The organism is Vibrio sp. ED002 (assembly GCF_023277445.1).
GTDB classification, from domain to species: Bacteria; Pseudomonadota; Gammaproteobacteria; order Enterobacterales; family Vibrionaceae; genus Vibrio; species Vibrio jasicida.
On sequence record NZ_CP080238.1, the window covers coordinates 197,825 to 224,610 of the forward strand.

Annotated in this window: 31 protein-coding genes and 1 pseudogene; 30 read left to right on the forward strand and 2 right to left on the reverse strand. The window is 40.8% G+C overall.

Translation table 11 applies throughout. The features are described from left to right. Window position 1 precedes the first annotated feature (1 nt). A complete protein-coding gene (locus tag ITG12_RS01010; protein WP_248873388.1) occupies window positions 2-580 on the forward strand; it encodes a hypothetical protein in 579 nt (192 codons plus the stop codon). Then, a pseudogene (locus ITG12_RS01015) lies at window positions 567-687 on the forward strand (DUF3265 domain-containing protein). Before ITG12_RS01010 ends, ITG12_RS01015 begins: the two are co-directional and overlap by 14 nt. Before the next feature lie 23 nt (window positions 688-710). On the opposite strand, the gene ITG12_RS01020 reads toward ITG12_RS01015, so the two are convergent. Further along, window positions 711-1,226 carry a hypothetical protein gene (locus ITG12_RS01020; protein WP_248873390.1) on the reverse strand — a complete coding sequence of 172 codons (516 nt, stop codon included), beginning with the start codon at window positions 1,224-1,226 and terminating at the stop codon, window positions 711-713. 420 nt (window positions 1,227-1,646) lie between these two features. Between ITG12_RS01020 and ITG12_RS01025 the strand changes: the two genes are divergently transcribed. The 22 genes from ITG12_RS01025 to ITG12_RS01200 all read left to right on the forward strand — a co-directional run bounded on the left by ITG12_RS01025 (window position 1,647) and on the right by ITG12_RS01200 (window position 22,011). Continuing rightward, complete coding sequence (locus ITG12_RS01025; protein WP_248873392.1) at window positions 1,647-2,288, forward strand: hypothetical protein; 642 nt, start codon at window positions 1,647-1,649, stop codon at window positions 2,286-2,288. 691 nt (window positions 2,289-2,979) lie between these two features. Then, a complete protein-coding gene (locus ITG12_RS01030; RefSeq protein ID WP_010644707.1) occupies window positions 2,980-3,438 on the forward strand; it encodes a hypothetical protein in 459 nt (152 codons plus the stop codon). 391 nt (window positions 3,439-3,829) lie between these two features. Continuing rightward, window positions 3,830-3,967, forward strand: coding sequence for a hypothetical protein (locus tag ITG12_RS01040; protein ID WP_248873396.1), 138 nt, complete (start codon window positions 3,830-3,832; stop codon window positions 3,965-3,967). Between the two features lie 322 nt (window positions 3,968-4,289). After that, on the forward strand, window positions 4,290-4,718 hold the full coding sequence (locus tag ITG12_RS01050; protein WP_248873398.1) for a GNAT family N-acetyltransferase: 429 nt from the start codon (window positions 4,290-4,292) through the stop codon (window positions 4,716-4,718). Window positions 4,719-4,896: 178 nt separating this feature from the next. Then, window positions 4,897-6,135 (forward strand): IS256-like element ISVa19 family transposase, encoded by a 1,239-nt coding sequence (locus tag ITG12_RS01055; protein ID WP_038874549.1) that lies wholly within the window; start codon window positions 4,897-4,899, stop codon window positions 6,133-6,135. Window positions 6,136-6,228: 93 nt separating this feature from the next. Beyond that, window positions 6,229-7,038 carry a hypothetical protein gene (locus tag ITG12_RS01060; protein ID WP_248873400.1) on the forward strand — a complete coding sequence of 270 codons (810 nt, stop codon included), beginning with the start codon at window positions 6,229-6,231 and terminating at the stop codon, window positions 7,036-7,038. Window positions 7,039-7,154: 116 nt separating this feature from the next. Then, a complete protein-coding gene (locus ITG12_RS01065; RefSeq protein ID WP_248873402.1) occupies window positions 7,155-8,357 on the forward strand; it encodes a DUF3800 domain-containing protein in 1,203 nt (400 codons plus the stop codon). 136 nt (window positions 8,358-8,493) lie between these two features. Then, window positions 8,494-8,967, forward strand: coding sequence for an NUDIX hydrolase (locus tag ITG12_RS01070; protein WP_050905221.1), 474 nt, complete (start codon window positions 8,494-8,496; stop codon window positions 8,965-8,967). Window positions 8,968-9,205: 238 nt separating this feature from the next. Next, entirely contained in the window at window positions 9,206-9,448 is a 243-nt protein-coding gene (locus tag ITG12_RS01075) for a zinc ribbon domain-containing protein (RefSeq protein ID WP_080765108.1), read from the forward strand. Window positions 9,449-11,114: 1,666 nt separating this feature from the next. Next, the gene (locus ITG12_RS01095; RefSeq protein WP_248873403.1) at window positions 11,115-11,897 is read left to right on the forward strand and encodes a hypothetical protein; all 783 of its coding nucleotides are present in this window, start codon (window positions 11,115-11,117) and stop codon (window positions 11,895-11,897) included. Window positions 11,898-12,053: 156 nt separating this feature from the next. Beyond that, on the forward strand, window positions 12,054-12,563 hold the full coding sequence (locus ITG12_RS01100; protein WP_248873405.1) for a DUF4303 domain-containing protein: 510 nt from the start codon (window positions 12,054-12,056) through the stop codon (window positions 12,561-12,563). A 173-nt stretch (window positions 12,564-12,736) separates the two neighbouring features. Further along, window positions 12,737-13,039 carry a N(4)-acetylcytidine aminohydrolase gene (gene yqfB, locus ITG12_RS01110; protein WP_248873973.1) on the forward strand — a complete coding sequence of 101 codons (303 nt, stop codon included), beginning with the start codon at window positions 12,737-12,739 and terminating at the stop codon, window positions 13,037-13,039. Between the two features lie 252 nt (window positions 13,040-13,291). Then, window positions 13,292-13,612, forward strand: coding sequence for a hypothetical protein (locus tag ITG12_RS01115; protein WP_147389555.1), 321 nt, complete (start codon window positions 13,292-13,294; stop codon window positions 13,610-13,612). Window positions 13,613-13,775: 163 nt separating this feature from the next. Then, window positions 13,776-14,156 carry a hypothetical protein gene (locus ITG12_RS01120; RefSeq protein WP_248873407.1) on the forward strand — a complete coding sequence of 127 codons (381 nt, stop codon included), beginning with the start codon at window positions 13,776-13,778 and terminating at the stop codon, window positions 14,154-14,156. A gap of 867 nt (window positions 14,157-15,023) precedes the next feature. After that, a complete protein-coding gene (locus tag ITG12_RS01135; protein ID WP_248873409.1) occupies window positions 15,024-15,473 on the forward strand; it encodes a hypothetical protein in 450 nt (149 codons plus the stop codon). A gap of 19 nt (window positions 15,474-15,492) precedes the next feature. Next, the gene (locus ITG12_RS01140; protein ID WP_248873411.1) at window positions 15,493-15,765 is read left to right on the forward strand and encodes a hypothetical protein; all 273 of its coding nucleotides are present in this window, start codon (window positions 15,493-15,495) and stop codon (window positions 15,763-15,765) included. A 1,552-nt stretch (window positions 15,766-17,317) separates the two neighbouring features. Further along, on the forward strand, window positions 17,318-17,899 hold the full coding sequence (locus ITG12_RS01160; protein WP_248873413.1) for a hypothetical protein: 582 nt from the start codon (window positions 17,318-17,320) through the stop codon (window positions 17,897-17,899). Window positions 17,900-18,033: 134 nt separating this feature from the next. Further along, window positions 18,034-18,669: a hypothetical protein gene (locus tag ITG12_RS01170; protein ID WP_248873417.1), complete on the forward strand. Its 636-nt coding sequence runs from the start codon at window positions 18,034-18,036 to the stop codon at window positions 18,667-18,669. A 106-nt stretch (window positions 18,670-18,775) separates the two neighbouring features. Then, complete coding sequence (locus ITG12_RS01175; protein ID WP_248873419.1) at window positions 18,776-19,267, forward strand: hypothetical protein; 492 nt, start codon at window positions 18,776-18,778, stop codon at window positions 19,265-19,267. Between the two features lie 144 nt (window positions 19,268-19,411). After that, window positions 19,412-20,041 (forward strand): DUF2971 domain-containing protein, encoded by a 630-nt coding sequence (locus ITG12_RS01180; protein ID WP_248873422.1) that lies wholly within the window; start codon window positions 19,412-19,414, stop codon window positions 20,039-20,041. Between the two features lie 113 nt (window positions 20,042-20,154). Further along, complete coding sequence (locus ITG12_RS01185) at window positions 20,155-20,709, forward strand: hypothetical protein (protein WP_248873424.1); 555 nt, start codon at window positions 20,155-20,157, stop codon at window positions 20,707-20,709. Window positions 20,710-21,450: 741 nt separating this feature from the next. Beyond that, a complete protein-coding gene (locus ITG12_RS01200; RefSeq protein WP_058666954.1) occupies window positions 21,451-22,011 on the forward strand; it encodes a hypothetical protein in 561 nt (186 codons plus the stop codon). 183 nt (window positions 22,012-22,194) lie between these two features. Here the strand turns inward: ITG12_RS01200 and ITG12_RS01210 are convergent, their stop codons facing one another. Continuing rightward, window positions 22,195-22,425, reverse strand: a complete 231-nt coding sequence (locus ITG12_RS01210) for a DUF2188 domain-containing protein (RefSeq protein ID WP_015296894.1) — start codon at window positions 22,423-22,425, stop codon at window positions 22,195-22,197. Window positions 22,426-22,681: 256 nt separating this feature from the next. On the opposite strand from ITG12_RS01210, the gene ITG12_RS01225 reads away from it, so the two are divergent. The 6 genes from ITG12_RS01225 (at window position 22,682) to ITG12_RS01270 (ending at window position 26,667) form a co-directional block, all read left to right on the forward strand. Beyond that, entirely contained in the window at window positions 22,682-23,134 is a 453-nt protein-coding gene (locus ITG12_RS01225; protein WP_248873427.1) for a hypothetical protein, read from the forward strand. 139 nt (window positions 23,135-23,273) lie between these two features. Beyond that, on the forward strand, window positions 23,274-23,678 hold the full coding sequence (locus ITG12_RS01235; protein ID WP_248873358.1) for a hydrolase: 405 nt from the start codon (window positions 23,274-23,276) through the stop codon (window positions 23,676-23,678). Between the two features lie 176 nt (window positions 23,679-23,854). Next, the gene (locus ITG12_RS01245) at window positions 23,855-24,592 is read left to right on the forward strand and encodes an HNH endonuclease (RefSeq protein ID WP_248873428.1); all 738 of its coding nucleotides are present in this window, start codon (window positions 23,855-23,857) and stop codon (window positions 24,590-24,592) included. 144 nt (window positions 24,593-24,736) lie between these two features. Further along, window positions 24,737-25,273: a nucleotidyltransferase family protein gene (locus ITG12_RS01255; RefSeq protein ID WP_248873430.1), complete on the forward strand. Its 537-nt coding sequence runs from the start codon at window positions 24,737-24,739 to the stop codon at window positions 25,271-25,273. A 133-nt stretch (window positions 25,274-25,406) separates the two neighbouring features. Then, window positions 25,407-26,165, forward strand: a complete 759-nt coding sequence (locus ITG12_RS01265) for a hypothetical protein (protein WP_248873432.1) — start codon at window positions 25,407-25,409, stop codon at window positions 26,163-26,165. 250 nt (window positions 26,166-26,415) lie between these two features. After that, window positions 26,416-26,667: a hypothetical protein gene (locus ITG12_RS01270; protein WP_130349921.1), complete on the forward strand. Its 252-nt coding sequence runs from the start codon at window positions 26,416-26,418 to the stop codon at window positions 26,665-26,667. Window positions 26,668-26,786: the final 119 nt, after the last annotated feature.

Genomic DNA, 26,786 nt, shown 5'->3' on the forward strand with positions numbered 1-26,786 from the left:
TGTGCAACTAAATGAGCTAGAAAAGTCTATTTCAAGAAGTAGATGGTTCGTGTCCATCATTTTCGGGTTAACGATAGGTATTTATGCGTTATGGTTCTGGGTCATTAAAGATCAACCGCTTAGCGGTGATGCGACGTATTGGGGAACCTTTGGAGACTTTGTTGGTGGGATTTTGAACCCACTGATAGCGTTCTCAGCTTTTTACTGGTTGACTATTTCTGTACTCATTCAAAAAACAGAGTTGGAAGAAACTAAAAATGCGCTAGTAGAATCAAGCTATTCTCAACATAAGCAAGCATCATTGAGTGAAATTCAAACCAAAATAAATGTACTTCAATCTAAGCTAGTTGCTACGAATATAGATTTAGAAGCAGAATATGCGTACAGAAATACCATCCTAGACAAAGGTGTTGGTGAAGTTCGAGGCACTCCAGGTTATATATTGAACGTAATGACGAAAGAGGGAAGTCTTGTCGTTTCTCAAGATGCTTTGCCAATTATAAATCAAGAAATTGAAAACCTATTGAACAAGCAGCGTACTCTGCTGAGGGAAATTGAAGAACTGAGTGCAAAAATATAACAAGCTGTTCAAGAGGGATTCGCAACGCGTGGCATCTTTACTATGCGTTGGTTTTGGTGTTTAAGGTGGTATGCGGTGGCATCGGTATTGCGTTGCTCACCCCTTAACAGGGCGTTAGGTGTTCTTTGAGTTATGAGTACCAAATGCCAAAAACACGCCTAAACCAAGAGATGGGTTGTTTTTCTTCATCGTCTAATTTGTGAACCTTCACTAATTCATTATGGCATTTTTCACTGATTGAGAATTTAATCGGTGGTTCTTCTACTTCTATTGCCGCTTTAATATTCTTATACTTTGCTGCTTCTGAAACAGTAAAGTGCTCGTACTGTGAAAGTTCAGACTCTAAGTTAATGTATCTCTGCCTTAATGATGTGTGTAATGAAGTCTTGGATTTAGAGTCCATTACTAACTCGATAATTTGTAGTATAGCTGCGGAAAATGCAGCGACTTTTGCCGCCTCTGGGGTCGTTGCTATTATCGCTGCACCAGCGCTTGTACTAAGGATTAAAGTGAAAGCTGTTACAAACTTCCCAAACTTGCTGTAAAAGTTCTGCATGTGCATATGGTAACGAATACCAAGTTGAGTGTTCCATAGCAAGTCCCAATGCCTTTGGTAGTCTTCTTCTGCTATTTCGTCAGCTTGCATACATATATCCAATTTGTGGTTTACTTTTTGGTTGGACGTAACCCTGGACGCTTTGGGGTAGCACAAGATTGTGTAATCATCTGCTCAGACGACCCCTTCACGTTGTTGTAGCTATCTCTAACTATAATTGACTCGTTTGAAACTTGTTCTCGATTGTGAGTAGTTGTTTTTGGCTTTTGGTTCTGTGAAGTTTTGTTACTCATGGGTATCCCTCGGTATATCAATGACATTAAAGAGGGTAATATACCATTTATAATGAAACTAAACACCTAACAAAGCGTTTAAGACGGATTCCCAACGCTTGGCATTTTCGGTTTGATTCGGCTTTAGTGTTTACGGCACAATAGTTTAGGCAAGGTGGTAGCGTTGCTCACCACTTAACGCGGCGTTATGTGAATTTTTGAATTAATGAGGACGAAATTGGAATTTTTAAAAGAAATTAGTGGCTTACTTGGTGGCGGTGCAACTCTACTCGCTCTTTTTACTTTAGTTTGGCAATCAAAATCGGCTAAAAGCTTACAAATCCTTAAAGAGGATGGTCAAAAACGACTTAAAAAAGTAGAGAACAAATTAGACCAGGAGAGAGTTCAGCGCGAATATCAACATCAAATCTCTAAGTCTACTTATGAAATGATTTTTGAACGAAGAATTTCAGTATATGAGGAGCTTCAAAGTCTAAAAAATAAGCATTATAAATATATCAACGAAAGTCCATTGGCTAAAACGGAAGACGTCATCGAGACGTCCTACACTCATTTCATTGAATGTCGCAGAATTATTGAAAATAATAAATTGCTGATCAGCGAAGACCTTTCAGTGTTATATGAAGAATGGTATGAGTTGGCATTACCATACTTTGTGAAGATGGGAGAGGATGGGTTTGAAGCACACTATTCTTCACACGATGATGCTAGACGGGCGCAAGATGTCTATGATGCTCAATTTTCTTCGCGTAACGCTATAGTTGATAATACTGCGGACAAAATGGATTTAGTTTTTGTACAAGTAGAAAACGACATAAGGAATATACGTAGGGCAATTGTTCATTCATTCCCTGTATAATTCACATAACAAAGCGTTTAAGACGGATTCCCAACGCTTGGCATTTTCGACTTACTTTGGTTTTAGTGTTTATGTCACAATGGTTTAGGTAGGGTGGTAGCGTTGCTCACCACTTAACGCGGCGTTAGGCAAAGGGCAAAAAAGTTCTTAGTTCTAATATTCTTGTTCCCTCTGGCAGTTCGTTTTTCGTAGTCGGCAATTCAGCATTGTCGGCTCAAGTCCTTGAACCTCTCCAACCGTAAAACATGTCAAAATTCGTTGGTTGCCTCATTAGTTTTCAGTGTTGATCGGAGGTGAGTTTCACTGGCTTAAGGTGTGGAAAGGGCTAGTTCAAAGAAGCTTTCGTATTCGCTGTCATTTCGCAGCTTTTGGTTTCTCAGGTTCAAAAGCTACTTTCTCGCTGAAAGGCTGTATTTCGTGAGCGTAAAAAGTGAGGCTGTAACATAGTGGCTTTAGTAGTTATTGAATCACAAAAAGTCAGTGGGTGATTGGTTGCTTATCGTGTTTAAGGTATTCTGTTTTCAAACTAAGTTAGTGAGTACGCAGAAAATTTGCCTAACAAACAATTCAAGTTGATTCGCAACGCTCGGCGCTTTCGGTTTCAGTTAGTTTGGTGATTAAGGTGAAGTGTTTTAGTTGGGTGGCAGCGTTGCTCACAACTTAATTGGGCGTTAGTTTTTGGGAGGAATAAATGAGTTTTGAAGAATCTATTAACTGGATAAAAGATGTTAACTGGGCGATTTCACTATTAGCTGCAATCCCCTTATCGGTGCTGGCTAATCTACTTACTCCAAATATTCAAAATTGGCTTGGTCGACGTTCAGAAAAACGCTCAAAGAAGAGGCTTAAGCAATTAGAAGAACAAAGAGAAACGCTTATTAAGTACAACGAAAATCGAACATTATTCTTAATAGAGTCAACGTCTGTTGTTTTAAAAGTGATAGTGTTAATCGGATTGGGGAATGCTCTAAATTCAATTCCAATATTTTGGGAAGTATCTAACGTGGCAGCTGCGTTAGCATACTTGATGAGTGTTAACATTGCATTGCCACATCTAAATTTGATTAACAGATTAAAAAATTTCGATTTGTATAATGAAAAAATTGAGTCTGAGATGCAGACCCTCAGTGAGACGGCAGGAAAAAACTAACAAACTGTTTAAGAGTGATTCGCAACGCGTGGCATTTTTACTATGCGTCGCATTGAGTGTTTAAGGTGGTATGCGGAAGCATCGGTATTGCGTTGCTCACACCTTAACAGGGCGTTATACCACTCTCACTCCGACCTAACTCAATTTGTTAAAGTCATGAGCCTAATGTGATTTGTGCTTTGAAATAAGTTGCTTAGCATTGAGATGCATATTTCGATCAAATACACTCTTCGACCGTGATACAGACACAGAACTTAACCAACTACATGTATCCATTCGTACCAGCTTTACTGCCTGGAGTGTAATTATCCACAATTAGAGGCTTACTTCTTTACAGATAACCACGACTTGTACTGAGTGGCTCTGCCAGTCCTCGGAACAAGGACAAGCTATGTTAGAGATTCTACTTGCTGTGGTTGCTAACCCATTGGCACTGCAAGTAATCGTAGTCGTAACTGCATTGGTTGCGCTAGTAGGCTCGGTTGCTAAAACCTACTACTGGATCAAAAAAGCACGTAAGGAAGCGTAATTTTTTGATAATGATTACATAAATATAACCCCTTGGGGTCACCGAAATGTTGTTTTCGGTAAATCTAAAAAATAAATATCAAATTAGTAGCGTCTTGACCTCACGTGATAGATGAGTTTGGCGCTCTCCAAAAACTAAATTAGTTTCCAAGGATTCTTATTCATTCCACAAGTGGTATAACAAACTGTTTAAGAGTGATTCGCAACGCGTGGCATTTTTACTATGCGTTGGTTTTAGTGTTTAAGGTGGTATGCGGTGGCTTCGGTATTGCGTTGCTCACACCTTAACAGGGCGTTATACGCTTTTGAGGAAATAATCCAATATGAACAAGGTAGTATTCAGAAATTGCGATGAAAATAGTGAGTATTGGGTTGCTTTAGAGAAGCTGCTTCAAACGGAATGGTCTGACTTTCTATTCGTAGATACCTATACATCAGAATCTAAACTTCCACCGGTAATTGTCGCTCTCAGAGACAATCAAGTTATCGGTGGTCTTGCTTACTCGCGCTTTAAAGAACCTCATGGTGACTCAGAAGTTATTTGGTTTAATGCTGTTTATGTTTCACCAGATTGGCGCGGGCAAGGTATTGCTAGTGAACTGATTAACCGAGGTGTTAGCCAAGTATCAGCAGCAACTCAAAGTAACCTGTATGCTTACACAAATGTACCATCGTTGTACGAGTCATTAGGTTGGTTAGCGGTTGATATTAGAAGTGACCCAAATCATAAGGTTATGACAGTTTCGTTGTAGTGTCAGCACGCGTATAACAAAGCATTTAAGAGTGATTCGCAACGCTTGGCGGTTTCGCTTCGCTCAAGTATAGCCAAGCGGAGCTATGCTGATTTCTGGTGTATGGAAGAGAAAGGAAGTTGCGGTGTAATCTGTTGATGCAGTTCTCCCCAGAACGATTAACAGAAAGGTACACCGCATGACTGATAATACTGTTGTTTCACTGAATACACCACAAGACCCACTTACTGAACTGATACGTCAAGGGGCTAGAGATTTGATTGCACAAGCTGTTGAAGCTGAGCTTCAACAGTTACTTGCACAACACCAGAATGTTATGGTTGACGGCAAGCAAGCTATCGTTCGCAACGGTTTCTTACCTGAGCGAACCTTGCAAACCGGTGTCGGTGATGTCGAAGTGCAAATTCCTAAGGTAAGAGATCGCTCAGGGCATGGCGTCAAATTTAATAGCAACTTGATACCACCGTATCTCAAGCGAACAAAGAGCGTTGCAACACTGCTCCCGTTACTCTATCTCAAGGGAATATCTACGGGCGATATGCTGCCTGCTCTGGAGTCTCTGCTTGGTAAGGATGCGAAAGGCCTGTCAGCCAACAGCATCTGTCGCCTCAAAGAGCGCTGGTATGCGGAGTACGAACAGTGGCGTAAGCGTGACCTCGGTAGGCGCCGCTATGTTTACATTTGGGCTGACGGTGTTTACTGTCACGTTAGGATGGACGATAAGCTCTGCTTACTCGTCATCATTGGTGTCGATGACACTGGACGCAAAGAAGTCCTTGGCGTTCTGGATGGTCATAGAGAGTCAGAAGCAAGTTGGACGGAACTCATTGAGCAGCTACGAGCGCAGGGATTACAGTTAGCACCGAAGCTCGCCATCGGAGATGGCGCGCTTGGCTTCTGGAAAGCGGTTGCTAAGTGCTGGCCTCAAACGACTCAGCAACGATGCTGGGTACATAAGACGGCGAATGTGCTTAACAAGGTGCCCAAAAGCGTACAACCACGAATGAAGGAAGCACTGCAAGATATCTGGATGGCAGAGACTAGAGATGATGCTTATCACGCCTTCTCAACCTTCCAGAAGCGCTTCGAAGCCAAGTATCCAAAGGCAACCGACTGCTTGGTGAAAGATAAAGCTGAAATGCTGGCGTTCTACGATTACCCAGCAGAGCACTGGGTTCATATCAGGACAACCAACCCAATAGAATCGATGTTCGCCACAGTACGTTTACGCACGAACAAGACGAAGAACTGTGGAAACAGAAAGACTACGTTGATGATGGCCTACAAGTTAATGCGCAGTGCAGAGACGAAGTGGCGTCGTCTACGAGGTTTTGCACTCCTAGCGGATGTTGTGAAAGATGTTCGCTTCATCAATGGAGTGAAAGAAATGGAGACTCATCAACAAGCTACTGCATGATCTTCCATACACCACATTTGACAATAGCTCAGCCAAGCGTCGCTCACACCTTAATGCGGCGTTATAAGGCAATATCAAATTTCGTGGAAGTATATGAAGTATAAAGGTATTGAGCTTGAGTCGATCCAGCTGAAAGCAGTTGTCGATTCACTCGATGATATGGTTAATCATGCGCTTATGGATTTCTCTCATTACGAGGGTCATACATCTGTATCTGCCAAAACTTTTACTCACAAAGAATATTTCAACATTATGCTGGTCGATTTTTTGTCCAACTTAGATGGTGGGGTATTTGGAGAGTCAATATCATGCTTACGTGTCCTACGTAATGTGTGTGAATCACCTTGTTTTAATATCAACGGTTCAATAAAGCATTTAAAGCTTCCGGTTGATCAACTAAAAGGTTGGTTGGAAGAAATTGTTACAGTGGATGTATGGTTTCCATCTGTAGATATTGATGCTTGCTTTAAGGTTCGTCGTTTAGATTTTATTAAAATTTGCGGAAATATCTGTAAACATGGGTTAGGCCGGCTAACCAAGACTGCGCGAGATTTACAAAAAATATTTAAAGACAACGGTTTTCACATCGATGATGAGCAATCTCTATTAGCCTTAGGTGATTTCCATGAAAAGTTTCATGATGACATCCTAAGTTATCATTTGAGCCACATAGCCGAAATGCTCAATAACATTCGATGGGGTGTTCAAATGTACTTACTGCCAGAGTATGAGTCGAGTCATCATTGGGTTAACCAAGCAGACGGACGGTATGCTTATAATGTCCCGAAAGAGATCACTAGTCAGTTCTCAATAAATTCATATTGGGGGCTAATGAACTTAGTTCTTAGACAACCAAACGTTAAGCCGTTTAAGACGCATCAGTTTGCAAGGAGTCACTACTAAATTGCCTTATAACAAAGCATTTAAGAGTGATTCGCAACGCTTGGCAGTTTCGCTTCGCTCAAGTATAGCCAAGCGTCGCTCACACCTTAATGCGGCGTTAACTGGCAGGAGAAAATATGAGCAGAAATAGCAAACAAAAAAGAACGCAAAAGCAAGCTAAAGCCAAGAAAGTGGCTAACCAAAAAGCTGAGGCAATACGCAAAAAGAAGAGTGTGATACCTTCGATTTTCTTCGATGAATCAGGAAATACGGGTTCAAATTTATTAGACAAAAATCAACCGGTGTTCACCCTAGCTAGTTGCGATCTTTCTACTAAAGAGGCTGAGCGCCTTTTAGGTTTAGTTGGCTCTCGCGCAGAAAATGAACTTCATTTTAAGAGGTTAAAACGAAACAAAGCTGGGCAAGACGGAATCATCCGTTTATTGAGTGACTCAGCGATTAATACTGAAAGTATTAAAATGAACGTGTTCTCGAAACGCTTCATGGTTACATCGAAAATCGTAGACTTGCTCATTGAGCATATGCTTCATCTAAAAGGTGTTGATCTTTATGTTAATGGGCAAAATATTGCTCTATCAAATATGCTGTTCTACTGCTTCCAAGCTTTCTGCAATGAAGAGTTAGTGGATAACATGTATAAACTGTTTGTCGATATGGTAAAAGAACAGACCGAAGAGTCTATTGAGGCTTTTTATGCCTGTGTTGAATCTGTACAAGCATCATCGTCAAGTGATGGCTTTAAGTCAGACATAGACCAAATCTTAGACACAAAAGCATACATTGATAGTGCACTAGACGGTATTGATAAAACAACTTTAGATCCATCGATCCCTGCTTTGTTTGCACAATGTATCCAATGGGGGAACCAATACCCTAAAGGTTTCCACTTAGTTCACGATGACACTCATAGCATCGAAAAGCAACGTGAGATGTTTGCTCAATTCATGGACTGGACTCAAGAGGAAGTTGAGCTAGGGTATGATCGTCGCAAGTTTGGACTGCCTCTAAAAGGTAAATCAATGAAGTTTGCAGATTCACAGAAACATAAGCAGATTCAAGTTGCTGATATTGTAGCAAGTTCCTTTGCTTATTGGGCTGCGGGTGTTGCTGTTGGGGAATCAAAAGATTACTTCTTCCTAGAATTAAACAAGTTAGACTTGGATCGTTTCATTGGACACAATAAGATTTGGCCAACACCTGATGTAGACCCTAAAGATCTTGGGACCGTACATGACGGAGGTTTAAATGCAGCCAATAATATCCCTTCATTTTTATCCAAAGCAAAAGCAAACCCAAGGGTAGCGGAAACAGCCAGTTAACAAAGCATTTAAGAGTGATTCCCAACGCTTGGCGTTTTTCATTCCATCGTTGGGTTTCGTGTTTAGGGTGGTATGGTTGAGTTTCGTGGCAGCGTTGCTCACACCTTAATGCGGCGTTAAGCTGCTTGGAGATAATATGTTGAGATTTGATCAAGGGAATGCTCGTTTTAACTTCCGAAGCGTTGCCGTAATAATTCATGATGAACATGTGTTGCTTCATCGAAATATTAATGACTCTTTTTGGGCGCTACCGGGTGGGCGAGTGGAGTTTTTTGAAAACTCTGATATGACTCTGAATAGAGAGCTGTTCGAAGAGTTAGGGGCAACCTCAGTTGTAAAGCGTCATATTTGGTATGTTGAGAACTTCTTTGAATACGCAGGAAAAAAGTATCACGAGGTCTCGAATTACTTTTTCGTCGAGCTGGATAAACCCGAGCAGTTTCCAATGGACGAGGTTTTCCGTGGTATCGAGTCTGAAGTCGATCTTGAGTTCAAATGGTACCCACTGAGTAAATTGCCGGAAGTCGTATTGAAACCGGACTTTTTACAAACCGGTCTGCTAGATATACCGTCAGAGACAAAGTACATCAAAGTCAACAACGCAGCTTAACAAATTGTTCAAGAGTGATTCGGCACGCGTGGCATTTTTACTATGCGTTAGTTTTAGTGGTTTAGGTGGTATGCGAAGGATTGGGTATGCGTGCCTCACACCTTAACAAGGCGTTATGCCTATAAGAGGAAATATGGATAGTAAATGGGAGTGCTTTGGGTGCGGGCATAGCAATGAACACTCATCATTGAAATGTGAAAAGTGCGGGTCTTTAGGCAAAGAGCTTGCAAACAAACAGATGGCAAACCACCTGTTAGGGAATGACAAAGTGAAATCGAAGTTTGAATATTGCTGTGATAAATGTGGATCAGAGTCATATGAGGTTGGTGAGTTGAGAGCCAGTGGTGGATTTTGGAGTACATTTTTCAATTACAACAAACACCGTTTTTATTTCTTATCATGCAGTAGCTGCGGTCACACTGAGTTTTACAAACGAGGTCTAGGTACTGGACAAAAAATACTAGATTTTCTAGGTGGTTAGCATAGGCATAACAAACTGTTTAAGAGTGATTCGCAACGCGTGGCATTTTTATTATGCGTTGGTTTTAGTGTTTAAGGTGGTATGCGGGAGCTTCGGTATAGCGTTGCTCACACCTTAACAGGGCGTTAGTACGGGTTTGACATCAAAGGTCATCAGTTTTGGTGTTTACCTGTTTTGGCGTTCGTCTTTACATCTTTCAGTTAGTGCCTTTCACGTTCTTTCCGGTGGCACTATATGTGGAGTGTTTGCTTTGATTTCACCGTTTACGGTTTCTAACTCTTAGCCTATTTCTTTGGCGCTTCTTCTCTTTCGTGGTTCTCACTAAGTCAGAATTGCCCTTCTTTGGTGTTGCCGTCGAAGTGCGAGGATCGAATCCTTTTCTAATTTGAAGCCAGTGAAAGTAGGGCAGCTCAGTATGTTTTTCTTCTAGCTCACTTTTGTCTCTCAATGGCGGTAAAGTTTTGTAGCTGCCCGTCTCACTTCAGTGTTCAAAGCCTTTCATATCATGCCAGTTTTCAATATCTTGGAGCGCACAAATAGAAGTAGCGCATGTACTAACAAATTGCTTAAGAGTGATTCGTAACGCGTGGCATTTTTACTTTGCGGTGGCTTATGGTGATTAAGGCGCTGTGCGGTAGCTTTTGTATTGCGTTACTCACACCTTAGCAAGGCGTTAGTACGGGTTTGACATCAAAGGTCATAAGTTTTGGTGTTTATTTGTTTCTGTGCTCGTCTTTACACCTTTCAGTTTGTACCTTTCACGTTCTTTCCGGTGGCACTATATGCGGAGTGTTTGCTTTGATTTCACCGTTTACGGTGTCTAACTCTTACCCTATTTCTTTGGCGCTTCTTCTCTTTCGTGGTTTTTACGAAGTCAGAGTTGTCTTTCTTTGGTATTGCCGTCGAAGTGCGAGGATCGAATCCTTTTCTAATTTGAAGCCAGTGAAAGTAGGGCAGTTCATTGCGTTTTTCTTCTAGCCAACTTTCGTCTTTCAATCGGGGTAAAGTTTTGTAGCTGCCCATCTCACTTCAGTGTTCAAAGCCTTTCATATTATGCCAGTTTTCAATATCTTGGAGCGTATAAATAGAAGTAGCGCATGTACTAACAAATTGCTTAAGAGTGATTCGTAACGCGTGGCATTTTTACTATGCGGTGACTTATGGTGATTAAGGCGCTGTGCGGTAGCTTTTGTATTGCGTTACTCACACCTTAGCAAGGCGTTATTTCCGCAACGGATCTCTCAGGCTGTATGTACGTGGTTGTAGCCTAAGAGTGAAAGTGGCGGGGTAATAGGGTGGAAAAGCGGTGAAAAGGGCGAATATTGGTCATTTCCATGCTAGCCTTAAAGCGCTTTAAGCGCACCTTAATATGGCGCAGCAATTAAAGAGTGACGCTAAAGCGATTTAAGGTAGTGAGCTGCCAAATACTTCGGCTTCGATTTTTGCCTGCATACCGAAAATTTCTCGTCATATCAAAAGATTAGGCGTAAACATAGCCGACTTTAGTTGCGGAATAACAAGACGTTCAAGGCGATTCGAAACGCATTGGGGTTTTAGTGCCCAAATAGGCACGGATTTATCAGAGTTTATTTTAGGTTAGGGTGGATCTGCGTCTCTCACACCTTAACTGCGCGTTATAAGCTAATTGGAAAATAAAGGAGTATTCGTGAGCGTATTTATATCTCCAAGGCTCAAGGTCGAAAGAGCTTGCAAGCATATTCAGGAGCTTGAAAGTATTACTTTCCCATTATCAAAAGAGTTATACGAAATTAAAGTTGAAGCTGAGTTCGCGTTTCCGCGCCCTGATGCAATAGGAATGAGCTTGGTTTACCGACCTACACAGCCAATAGCAGAAACTCTTGGATTAATTATCGGAGATGTGATCAGTAACTTTAGAGCCGCATTAGATCACCTTGCTTCTGGTATTGTCAGAGAGGTTGATAGTACTAAGCGTCCGTATTTTCCAATGAGTGATTCAAGAGAAGAATTATCTAAGAACCGGTTTCTACCCATATTGGATGCTGCATTGCCAGGTGCGTCTGAGCTTCTTTTAGGTAAACTTCGCCCGGAGGGAGGTGGCGATGAGCTGTATTGGCTTTTTCATTCCATGGATAATGACAGTAAGCACAATATCATTCTTCCTACGGTATCTGCTGTAAATATTGAAAATATAAATTTAACCTCTGGTGGTATGACAATGACAAATTGCGGTGTAGGTGGGGATGCGACTAAGCAACTAAACTTACTTCGCACGGGGGGTGAGCCGATACGGATCCAAAACACATTCGACGTATCTGTCGAACTTAGTTTTCCAAGTGAAAGTATTTTCCCTAACCTCCCTGTGATTCGTACTTTGCAGAAAATAGGTGAAATTGTGACGCTGACGATTAATGAGTTTGAAAAGCTCTATACGACAAATAAAGCTGACAAGGTTAAAGAATTGGCTTAAGTACTCGGTGCAGGGCGCTTATAACAAATTGTTCAAGAGGGATTCGCAACGCGTGGCATTTTCACTATGCGTTGGTATAAGTGATTACGGTGGTATGCGGTCGCTTCGGTATTGCGTTGCTCACCCCTTAACAAGGCGTTATACATTTGGAGCAATATGAAACTTATACAACTAGAAAGTATGCTCTACAAGGCGACCAAATCAATAATAGTAAGGTTGTCGTCTGAGTTTCCGCAGCATCACTTCTATTACGTAGCTTTGGTCACAACTGGAGAGGGGCATCGACCTATATTTTCGGCTTGGTCTGACGAACTGTTGCAAACCGAAGCTTCATCCTCTGAAGACCAAGAAGAAATAAAATGGTCATATGCAGACTCACCGTTGTTTGGTTTCTGCGATGAATACTTCTCAGATGTTGAACTACTTTTGGACAATGTGAGCGCTGAATGTGGTTTTAGTGAAGAGACTACGGCAGTTCTTTTATCTGCGATGGAGTCGACTCTTAAGCGCTTGGATATTGAAGGTTACTTAGATAGCTTAAATTGTCGAAATAAACTTTATATCAACGCAGAAATCATGCCGCCAGACGCGACAAACGTTGAACGAGCATATAGGTTAAATCCGCGTGAGTCCTTAGATAGCTGGCTTCGAGAGGCGGCGGAATAAATGTATAACAAATTGTTCAAGAGTGATTCGGCACGCGTGGCATTTTTACTATGCGTTGGTTTTAGTGGTTAAGGTGTTATGCGGGAGCTTCGGTATTGCGCGCCTCACACCTTAACAAGGCGTTATATGCTTGGAAAAACCTGTAAGGAAGTAGGTGTAAGTTTTTGGATAAAATCACATTTTTCACAAAATTAGAGCGTCAAATCCTATCAGGTAAAAAGACCGCAACGATTCGAGATGAATCAGAAAGCCATTATGTCCCAGGGCAGGTCGTAGAAGCTTTTACTCTCGAAGACGACCGGAAAATCTGTAAGCTAGAAATAATTGGTGTTGAGCGCGTGGAGTTTGAGCAGCTCAACAGAAAGCATGCAAAAGCAGAAAATCTACCATTTGTATTTATGCTCAAATGGATTTTGCGGAAAATATATCCAACAGAAAATAGCTTGTTTTTTATCAGCTTCAAAGTTGTTGGTTAATCATCCTGTTAGTCCCGAAGCCCCTCGAACTACGCATATAACAAGCAATTTAAGAGGGATTCTCAACGCTTGGCACTTTTGCTTCTACTTCAGTTTTAGTGTTTATGGCACAATACTTTAGGTTTGGTTGGAGGCGTTGTTCACCCCTTAATTGGGCGTTATAACGCAATTTGTGTCGTATGTCATATTCGATGGTTTTCATATAAATTATTATGTTAAGGTGAGTTTTTATTTACTCAGAGAAACCTTAATATGAGAAAAGTATTACTAGCGTTAACTTTTGGCTTGTCGATTGCTTCATTTAATTCATCAGCAGCGTTTGGTTTAAGCGATTTAAAGCAAGATAAAATCTGTCATTTTGCCAATGGTGATGAAGCTAATGTTAAGTGTAAAGATGGTGATGTGGCTATGTGGACACCAAACTCATTTGGTAATGAGCAACTACCAATCTTATACATTTCATTATTCTGTGATTTTGAGGCTCCTATTACCCACACTGTCGGGGGTGTTTCTTGCATTTTTACTACCAAACGTAAGGCTCAATGGAGTGACTTTGGTATTACAGTGAAGTAATTAACAAGCGTTATAACAAAGCGTTTAAGACAGATTCCCAACGCATGGCATTTTTCCTTCCATCGTTGGGTTTTGTGTTTAAGGTGGCATGGTTAAGTTTCGTGGTGGCGTTGCTCACTACTTAACGCGGCGTTATATTTTTATTTAACTAAGGAGTATGTAAATGGCCCAAGGTAATAATAAAAAGATACTCAATAAGCGAGTTAGAAAAGGTGACAAAGGTTTCCCTATAGCTACAGTCGCCTTTTATGGACCAGATGATAAAACAGCAACGAAACTTGTTTGTGCAATAATACCTTACGAAGGTGCAGAGCCCGATCCCATGAAAAAATGGTTTTCCTCATCCGATATACGAAAATCTGAAATGGTATTGAAAGAGGTCTTAGAGTATATCGACGAAAATGGCGTCAAAACGGTAGGTATGTTAGAAGTGATCATCGGCTGTCCTCATGAGGAAGGTATTGACTACCCCGAAGGAGAATATTGCTCTAAATGTACATTCTGGAGGGGAAGAGATCGTTTTACTGGTGAACTGTTGCACTAAAAAATATAACAAACTGTTCAAGAGGGATTCGCAACGCGTGGCATTTTCACTATGCGTTGGTTTCAGTGTTTAAGGTGGTTTGCGGCGGCTTCAGTATTGCGTTGCTCACCCCTTAACAGGGCGTTATGTGAACAAAACTGAGATTGATGTCGAGTTTATGAAAATATGATGCTCGACAGTTTCTGAACTGGAACAAATACTATTTCAAATCATAAACTTGGAGCGTCAGCATTGTGAGGTTTGTTCTAGTTGCACTAACACTGAACCATTTCATTTACTTATATTTTGAGCACTTTATCGACGGTGTAATGAGTAACCCTAGCGAAGCAGGCCAAGCTCCTGGGTATGGGATGGTTTACTCATTGTTGGTCTTTCCTGTCCAGCTTTTTCTAGAACTAGTATTAATTGTCGCTTTGTTGTACCAAACTTTAGTCGTTCGTCGATGGAAAGGGAACATATGGTACTGGTCTCCTTTTTTATTAACGTTGCTTCTGATCCTAGATATTGGATACTGAGTTTGCATGTTCACATAACAAATTGTTCAAGAGGGATTCGCAACGCGTGGCATTTTTACTATGCGTTGGTTTTGGTGATTAAGGTGGTATGCGGCGGCTTTGGTATTGCGTTGCTCACCCCTTAACAAGGCGTTATATTTTATTTGAAATCAGCGTCTTAAAACTAGTTTGAAGTTGGTTGTTTGTCGACTGTTCAGGCTGTCATGTTTAGCCCTCTTTAAGCATGAAATATGCTAAATATCATTGTATTATAGTAATAAGCAGTATACGAAATGGTAAACTACTGCTAGTTTTCGTTGATGATTAAATGAACACCATTTACCTCTTATTGAAGCTTTACTAAGGAAAAATTTTGCCAGAACCAATCGCAACATTAGGTGGTGCAGCTGTAGTAGCATACCTTTCAAAGGATGGGGTTTCAAAACTGTTAGGTCCGACTGCTGAGTACCTCGGTGGTGAAATGAAGACTCTCGTTGAGAAAAGCCAAAGAAATATAGTCTCAGTATTTAAAAAGGCTGAAAAAAAATGTGGAACAAAAATTGATCAAGAAGGTACTGTAAACGCTAGGGTGATGAAGCATGTTTACGATGAAGCGAGGTTTAGTGATGATGAACTTCTTGCTGAGTATTTTGGTGGTGTATTAGCATCAGCTAGAACCGAAGATGGTATTGATGATAGAGGCGTTTATTATTCTCAAATTGTAAAGTCGATGTCTAGTTATCAATTAAGGTGCCATTATTTTTTACTACCTGATGTGGTACAACTCAAAGGGTATGCATCTGAATTTAAACTCCAATATTGATAGAGATAAATTAACTATAGTGGCACCAATCAAATGTTATGAAGAAACATTTAAATCAAATTCTAAGCAAAATGAAATGCCTTTCATTGCTCACTCATTATCTGGTTTAGCTAAAGCAGATTTAATCAGTGAAAGTTTTGCTTTGCAAAACCCAGAAGATTTAAAAAGAAAAACATCGAAGTTGATCAGTTTGCTTTTGTTATACAACCAACAATTACAGGTTTGGAGCTCTTTATTTGGGTTCATGGTCAAGGTGAAATTGGTTTGCCTGCATTTATGTATCAAGATTTAGTTGAAGTACCAGATATAGACATGAAAAATGTAGAATTAACTAAATTAAAGAATATTTGATAAGCAGCTAAAACGCGCAGCTAATTTATTATTGTTCGTTTTAGCTAACTAGCTATTTAATTGCGAACTTGTACTTTTTCATCTAAGAGGTGTGTTTTTTCTGGCGATATTTTAATTGGAGCGTCTTAGTTGGGTTAGGAACCCAAGTTAACATCGTAACTCTTTATCAATAAAATCAGTCGATTGTTGTAAAATATAACAAATTGTTTAAGAGTGATTCGGCACGCGTGGCATTTTTACTATGCGTTAGGTTGAGTGGTTAAAGTGGTCTGCGGAAGCTTCGGTATTGCGTGCCTCACACCTTAACAAAGCGTTATGTTTACTTGTATTTCAAAGGCTTAAAGGTCTTAGGCTCTAGTTCTTTGTCCCTTTGGCAATTCGTCCCTAGTAGACTCAGCAAATCCGCATTGTCGGTCTAAGTTCTTGAATCTCTTCACCCGTAAAACATGCCAATGTTCGTGGGTTGCTTCATTGTCACGTCGTGGCGGTTGGCTTCTTGTTTAACTGGCTTAAAGTCGCTTTTGGATTCTTAGCCAATCAGCATGTCGGCTTGGCAGTTGCCTCGGCAATTTGCCATTGTCTTGCGCTTTGGTTGGAAAGAAAGGGTGCTTGTTGTTCCTTAATTGGGTTGCCTCATTGGGCAGGGAAGTGGGCTTACTTGTTTTAGTTTGGTCGCCTTTGGTGGTCAAGTTGGTTCTGGTCTTGTGGTTTGGTTCAGAAAACTAGCCAGAAATAGCAGTTCTTTCTCAAGAAAATCATGTGTTTGTGGTAAAACATAACAAACAATTCAACAGTGATTCGCAACGCTTGGCGCTTTCACTTCAGGTTGAGTTTAGTGTTTACGGCGCAGTGCTTTAGCACAGTGACAGCGTTGCTCACACGTTAATTGGGCGTTATGTTTACTTGTAATTCAAAGGCTTAAAGGTCTTAGGCTTTAGTTCTTTGCCCCTCTGGCAATTCGTCCCTAGTAGACTCAGCAAATCCGCATTGTCGGGCTAAGTTCTTGAATCACTTAGCCCGTAAAACATGCCAATGTTCGCGGGTTGCTTCATTGTCAGGTCGTGGTGGTTGGCTTTTCATTTTACTGGCTCAAAGTCGCTTTTAGGGTTTTAACTAAGCAGCATTTCAGCTTGGCAGTAGCCTCGGCAATTCAGTATTGTTTTACGCTTTGGTTGGAAAGAAAGGGTGCTTGTTGGTGCTTTGTCGGGTTGCCTCATTGGGCAGGGAAGTGGAATTATTGGTTTTGGGGTAGTCGCTTTTGGCGGCCAAGTTGGTTCTTACCTTGTGGTTTGCTTCAGAAAACTGGCTTGAAATAGTGGTTCTTTCTCAATCAAGTCAGTAACTTGTGGTAAAACATAACAAACAATTCAACAGTGATTCGCAACGCTTGGCGCTTTCACTTCAGGTTGAGTTTGGTGTTTACGGTGCAGTGCTTCAGCTCAGTGGCAGCGTTGCTCACACGTTAATTGGGCGTTAGGTTTTAGGAGATAAAATTGAGCAGTTATGCATTGATTCAAGAGCAGTTGATTAAGCTGGGAGTCAAACCTCAACTAGCACATAAGATGGCTAAAGAACTAGTTGAAAAATCGAAACATAACCCCTCCCTTACTGATGAGGAACTGAGTGTTCTATTGGCAGAAATAGCAGATACAATCGAGAGATTAGGCGGTAAAACGCCTATTAAAGACTCCAGGAGCAAACAGTATTTTCATGCAGTCATTCAAGGACTGATTGGTACAGGGATATTTGAGTTATTCATACAATCTAAAGCTTGGCTTAGTACGATAATCAATGCGGTACCGGACGATGAAGTAAAGGAACACATTCGAATAGTATCCTTGGTCGGCGCAGTGCATCGTCAAGGTTTTAGTAAGGATGTATCTGGTGAAACAGCCAAAGTTTCAATTCAAATCGAAAAAAACAGAGGGCAATTAATTAAAGCTGCATTAATGTCTATTGGAATCAATGGATCAGAGGAGCTAGTTAATCAAGTCGATAACTTAGTTTATCTGTATGTTTCGACAGCAAATCGCAAGGTTAGAAATCAAATTGATGACGGTGAAGTAAAAACCTAACAAACTGTTTAAGAGTGATTCGCAACGCGTGGCATTTTTACTATGCGTTGCGTTTAGTGTTTATGGTGGTATGCGGCGACATCGGTATTGCGTTGCTCACACCTTAACAGGGCGTTATATTTCTTGGAGAATTTATGCGGAAGTGGTTACTTATCTTAGTTGGCGTGACAGTATTCACATCAGTAACTCTATTATCCTTGAGCCTTCTAAAGTCTCAACATATATCTGGTGGGGAGTTTTCTGCAATATTTATATCATTTGCAGTGTTATCCCTATTAATCTGCTTACTTCCTGAAGTTCAAAACTTTTCAATTGCCGGTAACTCAGTGACTTTCAAAGAAGTGAAACAAGAAGCACAAAAGGCAATTCAGGAGTTACAGGAAGCTCAGATAGAAACTATGCGTCTGCTCTTCGTAGCAATTGGCCAGACTTCGGGAATCAAAAGCCTAGATGCTATACCTATTGAGTGTGAAAAATTCTGGGGCTTACACGCAAAGGTTGTTGACCTCGGTTTTGAACTCAACTTGTCCGAAGAAATTACCCATTCGTCTGAAGAATTATTGCAAGCCTGTATCTTCCTATTTGATACTTCAAGCGCAAAGGTAAAGTCAGAACTTCAGCGTCAAGACACTCAGTATGTAGAACCCCAAATACTCATGGCTCTATTGTTAGAAGAACCGGATCTCAAGCACAAGGATTTAGTGACTGAAACTTTAGTCCACTACCAAAAACTATGGGTTCTAAGTCGTAGTCAGAGCAGGGAAATATAACAAAGCATTTAAGAGTGATTCGCAACGCTTGGCGCTTTCGCTTCGCTCAAGTATAGCCAAGCGCTGCTCACACCTTAATGCGGCGTTATGCCTTATGGAGAAATTAGTGAATTTTCAGATAAAGTCTTTTTTCGATGACAGTGAAAGTATACGTGATTTAGTTCTTCAGCCTTTGGAGCATATTCGTTCAAATTGGGATTTATACTGGAATGACTCTGAACTTCGATATGTAGAAGAAGAGCACTCATTTGGCTCAGAACTGAATCAGCTCATATTAGAAATTGCTACAATTCAAGCTCCAGAAAACTACCATCAACATGAAGACAAAGTAGCTCATATATATCAAGAAAGTTCAGATATACATATTCAAAAAAATGGTCGTTTTTGGGGTGGCGAAGACTATAGATCTATTTTGGAGCAGGGTGGGTTTGATGACGTTGAAGAAAAAGACTTGGTATTGTCTGCTGCTGGTCGAATTAAAGCTGCACTTGGGAGAGAACAGTATCATATTGATAATATGGAGAAAGGGCATCAAATAGTGCTTTGTATGATCCTTTCAAACATCTTATATCATCGTATGTATTCAGCACAGGCATAACAAGCAATTTAAGAGGGATTCACAACGCTTGGCATTTTTGTTTCTACTTCAAATTTAGTGGTTATGACACAATGCTTTAGGTTGGGTGGAGGCGTTGTTCACCCCTTAATTGGGCGTTATACCAATTCATCAAGAGGTGTATGAATGAATCAAAAAGTCCAAATATTCAACCGATATACAGATTTAACAGCACTGATAGATATTCTCTCTAAAAAACGTATGGTGTTGTTAGACCCAAGCAGTTGGGACGATAAAAATGATGTGTACTTCATGAAGTCGTACCAAGAGAAGAAGAAGATCAATACGTTATTGGCTCTTTGCTTTACTACTAAATACGAGACTTATCACCATTGGAGTGTTTTTGCGCCGAATAATTCGGGTGTTTGCATTAGGTACAAACGAGATGCTCTTCAAAAATGTTTTGCTGCGGTCGAAGGTGTTAAGTTTCAACCCGTAAAATACAAAGAGATTAGTAGCCTACAACAGAGTGACTTGGAACTGTCAGATGTTCCCTTCCTTAAGCGTTACCCTTACAAGGATGAAGAGGAATATAGGGCTATATATGAATCGGATGAGACTCTGTGTATAAAAGAAATACCGTTCGAATTATCCATAATTGATCGTATTATTTTAAGTCCTTGGTTACCCGAGCCATTGGTGGAAACAATCAAGAAAACTATAAAGAACATTGATGGCTGTGGGGGGCTTAAAGTTTATCAGACCACTTTATTATCAAATGCCAATTGGAAAAATACATTAGAAAAATTGGTATAACAAAGCATTTAAGAGTGATTCGCAACGCTTGGCGCTTTCGCTTCGCTCAAGTATAGCCAAGCGCCGCTCACACCTTAATGCGGCGTTAAGCCTCTCTATATTTGGATGACAGTATGAGTAAAATGATTTCTTTAATAAAAGTACTTGGTTCGATGACACCTATTAGTGCCCCTTTAGTTCAGGTGTTATCCGAAATTGAAAGCCATCGTCTTGAAAAGAGGTTGGTAGCTTTGGAAGATCCCATCGCTCAAATTCATGAAGATGTAACGCCATTGAGCCGATTTTTATTTGAGCACCTTGAGAAGAGTGAAACTCAGAGTTTAAGGTTGAGCGATAGTGACTTTAAAAAGTACAGAAAAGCAATAGTGCGATTAAGTAGTCAGGGGTTTGTTAAGGTTCCTAATGTATATCCAAGAACAAACGAACTTCGTGTTGAAGACTCGATGCTTATCTATATGCTAGCTCAATATCGACCGTTGCAACTAGAAAGTTTGGTCCAAGAAATTGATGATTTAGACATTGGGGAGACGATAAGTGTCAGCGACTATTGCAGTAAACTTGGTCTTAACCAGTTATTTGTTATCGCGGTACTCAAGGCTTACGAATTAGCTGGACAAGGTAATTGTAGTGGTGGTCTTCAAGTAAAACACTATAAGTCAAAGGCTTAACAAATTGTTCAAGAGTGATTCGGCACGCGTGGCATTTTTACTATGCGTTGGTTTTAGTGGTTAAGGTGTTATGCGGGAGCTTCGGTATTGCGTGCCTCACACCTTAACAAGGCGTTAGTACGGGTTTGACATCAAAGGTCATCAGTTTTGGTGTTTATCTGTTTTGGCGCTCGTATTTACACCTTTCAGTTAGTGCCTTTCACGTTCTTTCCGGTGGCACTATATGCGGAGTGTTTGCTTTGATTTCATCTTTTACGGTTTCTAACTCTTAGCCTATTTCTTTGGTACTTCTTCGTTTTTGCTGTACTTCCTAAGTTAATCTTGGCATTCGTTGGGTGCTGTTATCAAAGTACGAGGATCGAATCCTTTTCTAATTTGAATTCAATAAAAGTAGGGGAGTTCAGTACGTTTTTCTTCTAACCAACTCTCGTCTCTCAGCCGAGTTTAAGTTTTGTAGCTGCCCGTCTCACTTCAGTGTTCAAATCCTTTCATATCATTCCAATTTTCAATATCTTGGAGCGCATAAATAGAAGTAGTGCATGTACTAACAAATTGCTTAAGAGTGATTCGTAACGCGTGGCATTTTTACTTTGCGGTGGCTTATGTGATTAAGGCGCCGTGCGGTAGCCTTTGTATTGCGTTACTCACACCTTAGCAAGGCGTTAGAGCGCTTAATTGATAATATGTGCTTAGTTGTGTATTTTGTTCGTATTAAAACCTGATATATAACAAGGATAAGACATGAAGATGGTATTCGTTGATGCCGAAAACGTAGGTTTAAAAGAGCTAGAAAAACTCAGAGCATCGGCAATCGATAAAGTCTTTGTTTTCTCTAAGTCTGAAGCGATCAAACAATGCTGCGAAAAGAATCTCTTTTTATATCTGTCAGATTATCCAAATGGTCAAAACCAAGCTGATTTTTACATTGTTGCTTATCTATCTAGAATTCTAACTATGCTAGACAAAAAGCAGTTGGGAACAGTGAGCTTTGAACTATATAGCAACGATGAAAGTTTGATATCTGCCTACGAGTTTCAATGTTCCCAGATGGGGGCGTTTTTCCGAGTTGTTAGAACTAAAGAAGAAACTGTTGTGCCTATTAAGCAACAGAAAAAGCAGCTGTCACAAAGTCCCGAAGAAAAAATCTATCAAGCACTTAAGGTTCCAACAGCTTTAGACCCAAGCTTTCAAGAGACATTGGGGCTCTCGAGACAAGTCTTTACTCGGGCTGTCAACGTATTGTCTACAACTAACAAAATTCAACGGTCCACTGAAAACAAGAAAAAATGGGTTCGGTGCTAACATCGCTCTAACAAACTGTTTAAGAGTGATTCGCAACGCGTGGCATTTTTACTATGCGTTGGTTTTAGTGATTAAGGTGGTATGCGGGAGCATCGGTATTGTGTTGCTCACACCTTAACAGGGCGTTAGGCATATAAGCGGCAATTAACTGAATGGGAGTTCCTTCTCCCAATCTTTTAGAGTTTAACCTTTAGAGCTTTTTGGGTCGTTTCCGTAACTATGTTTATCTCGGATTTTGTTGTTGTCACCTCTATGTATAGATACTTCAGATTGCGCTTTTTTCGCTAGCTCACGAGTTTTCTCAAATACTTCTTTTTGAGTTTTGCCTGTAATGCTTGCTCGACTTGCATCCTGACGCTTGCCACGCCAAGTTCCATCTGAACCTTGATAAACGTTGTAGTCATTCTTTGCCATAAAATTTACCTCAAATGAATAAGTTGTAGGATCACCAGTGTGTGCAACCACACAAATGATACATGGGTATTTGTACAGGTTAATTCAAGTGGTATATTCAAGAATATGCCTAACAAATTGTTCAAGAGGGATTCGCAACGCGTGGCATTTTCACTATGCGTTGGTTTAAGTGATTAAGGTGGTATGCGGCGGCTTAGGTATTGCGTTGCTCACCCCTTAACAAGGCGTTATGTGTTTCAATAAAAAGGCAGAATAAGTGGAATATCTACAGAAATTTTGGGAATGGCTATCTGCTGATGGTGTCGCTGCTTTTATTACTGCAGCGGGTCTAATCTATACGATAAGAAGTTTCAATAAACAGCAAAAACTGGTTGTTTTCATGGATTATACTAAAAGGTATCAAGAGATTTGCTTGAATCTTCCTGAAAACATCAATGACGTAGATTTTTGCTTTAACGACTTAGGCCCTGAAGATAGAGAGAAAACTTTACGTTACATGAGGGCTTATTTTGATCTGTGTAGCGAGGAGTATCATCTTTACCTTCAAAAACATATCGATAAGTCTACTTGGGTTGAATGGGAATCCGGAATCAGGTATTCATTTTCAAAGAAGTCTTTTAGAGACGCTTGGGTAAGACTAGGTCTTGATACTGTGTACTATGCGGATTTTTCAGAATTAGTCCGGCGCACACTTGAAAAACACACATAACAATCTGTTCAAGAGTGATTCGCAACGCGTGGCATTTTTACCATGCGTTGAGTTTAGTGTTTAAGGCGGTATGCAGAGGCCTCAGTATTGCGTTGCTCACACCTTAACAGGGCGTTATGTGCTTTGGGAGAAAATGGAAATGGATATTCCCGACAGATTCAAAAATGTAAGATACGTTTCATCCCGCATTCCGGGTTGCAAAGATGATTCAGACTTAACGTCTGGAGCTAACTGTCAGGTCTTTGCTTATAACTTGCTCAGAGACTTCGGTCTAAATCCACCTAACTACCGTTCTAGTGAACTGTGGGATGACTCAGAGTTTAGTGAGGTGGTCACTGAGTTTAAGCCGCTAGATATCATGATGTACAACGACTCTACTGACTCATACGGAGCACACGTGGGAGTGTACGTCGGTAATGGACTCGTCTACCATCTGTCTTTGTCTAATGGCTTACCCAAGTTTGAGCGCCATTTAGACTTACTTCAACAAAGTAAGTATCGGTTTTTTATTGGTGCCAAGCGTATTAAGCAGTTTGGTGCATAATGCAAGCGCGCACATAACAAACTGTTCAAGAGGGATTCGCAACGCGTGGCATTTTCATCATGCGTTGGTTTTAGTGTTTAAGGCGGTATGCGGCGACTTCGGTATTGCGTTGCTCACCCCTTAACAGGGCGTTAGCATGCTGCGCATTCAAAAATTTATGGGCTTTGATTAATACTATGATAAAAAATCAGAATTGTGTTTATTGCGGTATCGCCGTTAAGAAGTCCGTAAATTCGGATGCCGGACGCTCTGTTGAGCATTTGATACCACAAATTGCTGTTAGCAAAAAAAGAACAAATGCTAAAGGTGACTTTCACGTATGCAGAAAATGCAACACTGAAAAAAGCAAAATTGATGAGTTGTTCGGGTTGATATCTAGGATAAATACACCCGGTGAAGGTGGTTTGGAAGCCATATCAAAACTTGCGAAAATGTACGGTAAACGAAATAAGGCTATCACACGGATGATTGATAGCGCCCGTAACCATCCCGACGGTATGGAACTGAAACTACCTTTCAAAGGTGAGGACATATACAAATATGGCGTTTTCCTTACTAAAGGGGAATATTTTAAAAAGCATTTGTCGCTACTCGATCTAAATGAAAAAGTTGTGTTGGTTACATGGGGAAGCCCTAGTTTGGTCAAGGAGTTGCTTTCAAGGTACCAATCGACTCACGGAAGCAATCCCTATGATGATCTTGCTAAGAATAGCAGTGTGGAAAACATATATGAAGAATGCTTTATTGTCGCAAACTCCGAAGGAGATGGTTTTTCATTCTTATTCAATCGAGAGTATTTACTCTTGACTAAGATTGTTGATAGAAATGAAGATACAGTTCGAGAGAAGCGCATCAATAAGCTTGATTTAATCGCGGGCTTTGCTCAGGGGAAAGCGAGCAAGTACTGTACGTAATAATCATGCTAACAAACTGTTTAAGAGTGATTCGCAACGCTTGGCATTTTTGCTATGCGTTGCGTTTAGTGTTTAAGGTGGTATGCGGAAGCATCGGTATTGCGTTGCTCACACCTTAACAGGGCGTTATGGCGCAGGGCGAAAATGGACAAAATCGTAGAATTAATAAAACGTGACCCAATAAGGACTGAAGCACTAAATTATGTGTCTCAGCTGAATCTACCTCAGTGCTATATAGCAGCGGGCTTCGTTCGAAATTTAGTTTGGGACTCGTTACATGAGTTTGAATCTACGACTCCTTTGAATGACGTTGATGTTATATACTTCGATCCTAATGAATCCAACCCTGATGCTTACTTGGGTTATGAAGCAGCCTTGAAAGGCTGTATGCCAGAACTGAACTGGCAAGTTCGAAATCAAGCTCAAATGCATGAACGTAATAGTGATGAACCTTATCAAAGTTCATTGGATGCCATGAGCTACTGGCCTGAGAAAGAAACAGCCGTTGGCGTTCGTCAAATAGGCGTGAATCAATATGAAGTAGTATCAGCATTTGGGTTTGAATCTTTATTTGGTTACTACGTCACGCATAATCCCAAAAGGTCACTAGCAACTTTTGAAAATCGTGTAAATTCGAAAGGGTGGTTAGTTAGGTGGCCATCTTTGAGAATTGCGCCATAACAAACTGTTCAAGAGGGATTCGCAACGCGTGGCATTTTCACTATGCGTTGGTTTAAGTGATTAAGGTGGTATGCGGCGGCTTTGGTATTGCGTTGCTCACCCCTTAACAGGGCGTTAGTTTTTAGGAGAGATAATGAGCATTGGTCAGCTAAAAGGGTATAGTGTTCCTGCGTTAGGTGGGCTGGTTTCTAGCCTAAGTCACACCTATGTGAAAGGAAGCAATGGAAAGGAATGGGGGTGCTTTGGTACAACGTCGGGCGGTAAGTGTATTGCATCTGGCAATGGTGATTTAGCAGTCGCTGAACGCCTAGCTGGTTTCCGTTCTTGGGCAGGTATCTGCTACGGCATCACAGGCGTATGCCACCAAGCATCTAATAGAATCCTTTCACCAAGCGAACAAACAGTTAACCGGGCTGATGGATATTTTCTATCTGTAGCTACTTTTGGTGAATATGGTGTAGGTGATGTCAGTTGGGCTAACCGTCAAGCTAGCAAGGGGCAACCATTCAGCCGCGCTTTCAATTCAGGAAAATCGATCCTTTTAGATTCTCTAGAAAAACACCGAAAAGATGTTTCAAATGGTTCTATTAATCCAATAGCCTCTCTGGATGCGGTAGGTCACCCTCCACAACGAAGCTCACAGAAGAGATTAATGAGTAGTTTGGGAAGCAAATGGCAATTAGTTGCTGTTGAAACTGCTATTGATTACCTTAAAGGAAATATGGGTTTAATTGAGTATGCTCAGTCAATAAATGATGATGCGACAAACTTCGTTTTTGATGTGGCTAATATCTTTGGTCAATCAAAGACAGAGTCCATAATGGGTATGGAGTTTACGGAGCAAACTAAATTTGAGTTAGTAGAAGCGCGTAAAATGGAAGACCAAAACTAACAAAGCATTTAAGAGTGATTCCCAACGCTTGGCATTTTTGGTGTCATCGTTGGGTTTTGTGTTTACGGTGGTATGGTTTAGTTTCGTGGAAGCGTTGCTCACACCTTAATGCGGCGTTATGTGCCAGTTCCGAAAGCTCAATTTGAAGTGCCTCGAAACTATCCCGTGTTAACTCCTTAGAGCTGAATACTTGCTCTAATATGCACTGAGTTTTCTACTAACTCAATGGGTGGCGGAAGTGACTGGTGAAATGACGGAAATGGCAATTTCTAGCTATCTTGGCTGGTTGTTGCTTCTAATGGGTACATATCCTTTCTTGCTTGTTGGTGTCAGTATGTTTTTCTATGATATTGAACGTAAGCATGCCTTACGGTGGCTAAACGGAATAAGCTTTCTACTAGCAGCGTTTCTTCTATATATGCACATGCAGACAGAAGTTATCTATGGTCAAGAGTTACTGGAAGCTTGGTATCGAGACAACCCAGAAGACAGACCTCAATAAAAAGCACATAACAATAAATTTAAGCAGATTCGCAACGCTTGGCATTTTCGGTTTGAATCAGCTTTAGTGTTTACGGCACAATGGGTTAGATAGGGTGGTAGCGTTGCTCACTACTTAAT